Origin of the sequence: Streptomyces sp. MB09-02B (assembly GCF_033794485.1) — a bacterium.
GTDB lineage: Bacteria > Actinomycetota > Actinomycetes > Streptomycetales > Streptomycetaceae > Streptomyces.
Window position 1 is genome coordinate 1 of record NZ_JARGEE010000616.1, and the last position, 4,033, is coordinate 4,033.

Genomic DNA, 4,033 nt, shown 5'->3' on the forward strand with positions numbered 1-4,033 from the left:
GCCCCCCGCCCTCCCGTCGGAACGCGAACGGGGCACCGTCGTGGGCGGACGCCACGGCTCGGACGATCGACAGGCCCAGGCCCGAACCGGGCAGGCTGCGGGCGTCGGGAGCCCGGTAGAAGCGGTCGAAGATCCGTTCCAGGTCGCAGTCGGGGACTCCGGGGCCCCGGTCGAGGACCTCGACGCGGACGACGTCGGAGTCGTCGCCGGGTTCGCCCGGACCGGCGAGTGCGCCGAGGTCGCCGTGGTCCCCCAGCTCGCCCAGTCCGCCCAGCTCACCGAGGGCCCCCGCCGACCCCCGGGCGACCACGACCTCGATCGCCCCCGAGCCGCCGCGGTCGAACTTGGCCGCGTTCTCCACCAGGTTGGAGATGGCCCGCTGCAGCGCGCCGGCCCGCCCCTCGACGGTCGTGTCCCCGGCCACGCGCACGACGACCTCGCGCCCGGTGCGCCGCCGCGCGGTCCCGGCGACATCCTCCGCGAGGTCGGCCAGCTGCACCCGCTGCACCGGCTCGGTGCTCGACTGCCCGGCCGCGAGGTCGACCAACTCGTTGACCAGATCCGTCAGTTCGAGGGCCTCCTGGGAGAGGTCGTCGACGAGCTCCTCCCGCATCCGGGGCGGCAGCTCGTCGATACGCCGGAGCAGGGAGATGTTCGTCCGGAGGGAGGTGAGCGGGGTGCGCAGCTCGTGGCCCGCGTCCTGCACCAGCCGCCGCTGGTCCTCCTCCGACTGGGCCAGCCGGACCAGCATCCGGTCGAAGGAGCGGCCCAGCCGCCCCACCTCGTCCCGGCCCGCGACCGGCACCTGGATACCGAGGTGCCCGGTCCGGGCCACGTCCTCCGCCGCCCCCGCCAGCTGCACCAGGCGCCGGGTCTGCCGCCGCGCCAGCCACCACCCGAACAACCCGGCGGAGATGACGACACCGGAGACGAACAGCAGGGTCCGCTGCTGCAGCTCCCGCAGCAGGTCCTCCGTGTCGCTGAACTCCTGCGCGACCTGCACCGCCCCCCGGCCGCCGCCGAGCGCGACGGTCACCACCCGGTAGCGGTCGTTGCCGACCTCCACCTCGCCGTGCTCGACCGTCACCCCGGCCAGGGCCGCGTCGGCCGTCCGGCGGTCGGCGTCACGGACGGGCAGGCCGGGGGCGCCCTTGTCGAGGATCTCCCCGTGCGGGCCGAGCACCTGGACGTCCGTACGGCCGGAGCGGATCAGGTCGTCGCGCGGGCCACCGTTGCCGCTCGGTGCGAAGTCCTCCGGCGTCAGGCGATCCTGCTCCACCAACTCCCGTAGATCACGCACGACTTCGGCGAACACGGTCTGCTCGTCCACCCGTACGAGCCGCGCCGCCGCGCTGTAGCTGAGGATCCCGACGAGGACGGTGACGACACACGCCACCGCCACGAACGACACGGTGAACGTGGCCCGCAGCGAGGGCACCGGCTTCAGCCGGGAGAGCAGCCGGGGCAGCACCCGGACGCCACGGGGCGGCGGCATCGCGCGCCGCCCTCAGTCTTCCCGCAGCGCGTACCCCACACCCCGCACGGTGTGGATCAGCGCCGGCGCCCCGGGCTCGTCGAGCTTGCGGCGCAGATAACCGACGTAGACGGCGAGGTTCTTGGAGCCGGGCCCGAAGTCGTAGCCCCAGATCCGGTCGTAGATCGTCGCGTGGTCGAGGACGATGCCTGCGTTGCGGACGAGCAGTTCGAGCAGGTCGAACTCGGTCCGGGTCAGCTCCAGTTCCCGCGCGCCGCGCCACGCCCGCCGCGCCTGTACGTCCATGCGCAGCCCGGCGGCCGTGAGGAGCCCGCCGGTGTCCGGGGCCGCGCCCGCGGCCGAGGACGGGACCGCCGCCCCGGGTGCCGCCGCCACCGCAGGGGCCGGGGCCGCGAAGCCGTCCGCACCGCCCGTCCGCCGCAGCAGCGCCCGCAGCCGGGCGAACACCTCTTCCACGTCGAACGGTTTGACGACGTAGTCGTCGGCGCCGGCGTCGAGACCGGCGATCCGGTCGGCGGTCTCCACGAGCGCGGTGAGCATCAGGATCGGCGTCCTGTCACCCTCCGCGCGCAGCACCCGGCAGACCTGGAGGCCGTCTATGCCGGGCATCATCACATCGAGCACGAGCACGTCGGGCCGGTTGCGGTGCGCCTGGGCGAGCGCCTCGACGCCGTCGGCGACCGCCGTGACCTCGTACCCCTCCAGGGTCAGCGCGCGTTCCAGGGCATGGCGGATGGCGCGGTCGTCCTCGGCGAGCAGCACGTTCTGGGGCACCCCACCAGTCTGCCAAGGTCACGGGCGCCCACCACCTCGTCGGAAGCGCCGGACCGCCCTTCTTACCGGCCTCTCACCCCGACCGCGCGCCGGACTTACTCCTCCGGAGCAGCGTGTCCGTGTGACACCCCGCCGCACGGGAACCCGGGCAGAGCGAGCAGATGGAGTACAAAGGGTCTGAACCAGCCAAACCAGCACCACTATCCACAACCTCGGACAACAACACCACCTCCGCACAACTGCATCACCGCACCGCTCACGCCGTCGGGAAGGTAGGGCCCTTGAGCCGCCGCATGAAGATCGTGTTCCTGCTGCACAACGCGTACGCCATCGGCGGCACCGTCCGCACGACGCTGAACCTGGCGTCGGCGCTCGCGGACCACCACGACGTGGAGATCGCCTCGATGGCCCGCCACCTGGAAGAGCCCCGCTTCACGGTCGATCCGAGGGTCACGCTCGTCCCCCTGGTGGACATCCGCCCGTCCAGCCCCGACCTGCGCGATCCCGCCCAGGCCCAGCCCGCGACGGATTTCCCGGCCGAGGACAAGCGGCACCGCCAGTACAGCCGTCTCACCGATCTCCGGGTCCGCGACTATCTGGCCCGCTGCGACGCGGACGTCGTCATCGGCACGCGCCCCGGCATCAACGTCTACATCTCGCGTTTCGGGCCTCGCCGCGCCCTGCGCATCGCCCAGGAGCACCTGCGCCACGACGCCCACACCAAGCAGCTCCGCAAGGTCCTCGCCCGCCACTACCGCACCCTGGACGCGGTCGTCACGACCACGGCGGCGGACGCGGCGGTGTACCGCGCACGGATGAAACTGCCGGGCGTACGGGTGATGTCGGTGCCCAACATCGTCCCGGAGGCCGGGGTCGCCCCGTCGGACGGCACGGCCCCCGTCATCGCGGCCGCCGGCCGCCTCGCCCGCGGCAAACGCTTCGACCTGCTCCTGGAGGCGTTCGCGAAGGTCGCCTCGAAGGAACCGGACTGGCAGCTGCGCATCTACGGCGGTGGCAAGCAGCAGGGGCGCCTGGAGACCCTCATCCAGGATCTCTGCCTCACCGACCGGGCCCATCTGATGGGCCCGCACACCCCCATCGAGGAGGAGTTCGCGCGGGCCTCCGTCGTGGTCAGCGCCTCCGACGCCGAGTCCTTCGGCATGACCCTCGTCGAGGCCATGCGCTGCGGGGTCCCCGTCGTCAGCACCAACTGCCCGCTGGGCCCCGCCGAGATCATCACCGACGGCGTCGACGGCCGCCTCGTCCCGGTCGACGATCCGCACGCCCTGGCCGACGCCCTCCTGGACCTCACCGGGGACCCGTCCCTACGCCGCGCCATGGGCCGGGCCGCCCTGGCGAGCGCCCATCGCTACGACCCGGCCCCCATCGTCGCCAAGTACGAGCACTTGTTCGCAGAGCTGCGCGAGACGAGGCTCCAGCGCACTTGGGAACGAGGGGCGACGAGGGCGAAGGGCTGGCTGCGCCGCCGACTGCGTTCATACAAGAGGGCCACCCCGGCGTTTTCCAGGGGCGCGGGGAACTGCGCGAGCAACCACAAACAACCCGCGGCCTGAATCCCACCGCACCCCAAAGGCGAATCTCAGCCCTTGAGCGCCGCCAACTGCTCCTCGAAGGGAACGACAACGAACCCCTCGGTCGCAGGCTCGGGCTCGACCGGCGGCGCCACCCGCCGGGACACCCCAGTCATCAACCCGGCCAACTCCGACCCCGCTCGCTCGACCCGCCCGGCCAGCCCCTCCGCCC

General features: G+C 72.8%; 3 protein-coding genes. 1 reads left to right on the top strand and 2 read right to left on the bottom strand.

All coding sequences use genetic code 11. The features are described from left to right. Both P1P70_RS41720 and P1P70_RS41725 read right to left on the bottom strand, forming a co-directional pair. Window positions 1–1,495, bottom strand: a 1,495-nt coding sequence (locus P1P70_RS41720; protein ID WP_319247280.1) for a HAMP domain-containing sensor histidine kinase, incomplete at its 3' end; no start/stop codon positions are given. A 12-nt stretch (window positions 1,496–1,507) separates the two neighbouring features. Then, a complete protein-coding gene (locus P1P70_RS41725) occupies window positions 1,508–2,269 on the bottom strand; it encodes a response regulator transcription factor (RefSeq protein WP_319247281.1) in 762 nt (253 codons plus the stop codon). A gap of 293 nt (window positions 2,270–2,562) precedes the next feature. Between P1P70_RS41725 and P1P70_RS41730 the strand changes: the two genes are divergently transcribed. After that, on the top strand, window positions 2,563–3,843 hold the full coding sequence (locus P1P70_RS41730) for a glycosyltransferase family 4 protein (protein ID WP_319247284.1): 1,281 nt from the start codon (window positions 2,563–2,565) through the stop codon (window positions 3,841–3,843). Window positions 3,844–4,033 lie beyond the last annotated feature (190 nt).

Excerpts from the sequence above, each read along its gene's own strand:
- P1P70_RS41730 (WP_319247284.1), top strand. The coding sequence starts at position 2,563 with ATGAAGATCGTGTTCCTGCTGCACAACGCGTACGCCATCGGCGGCACC.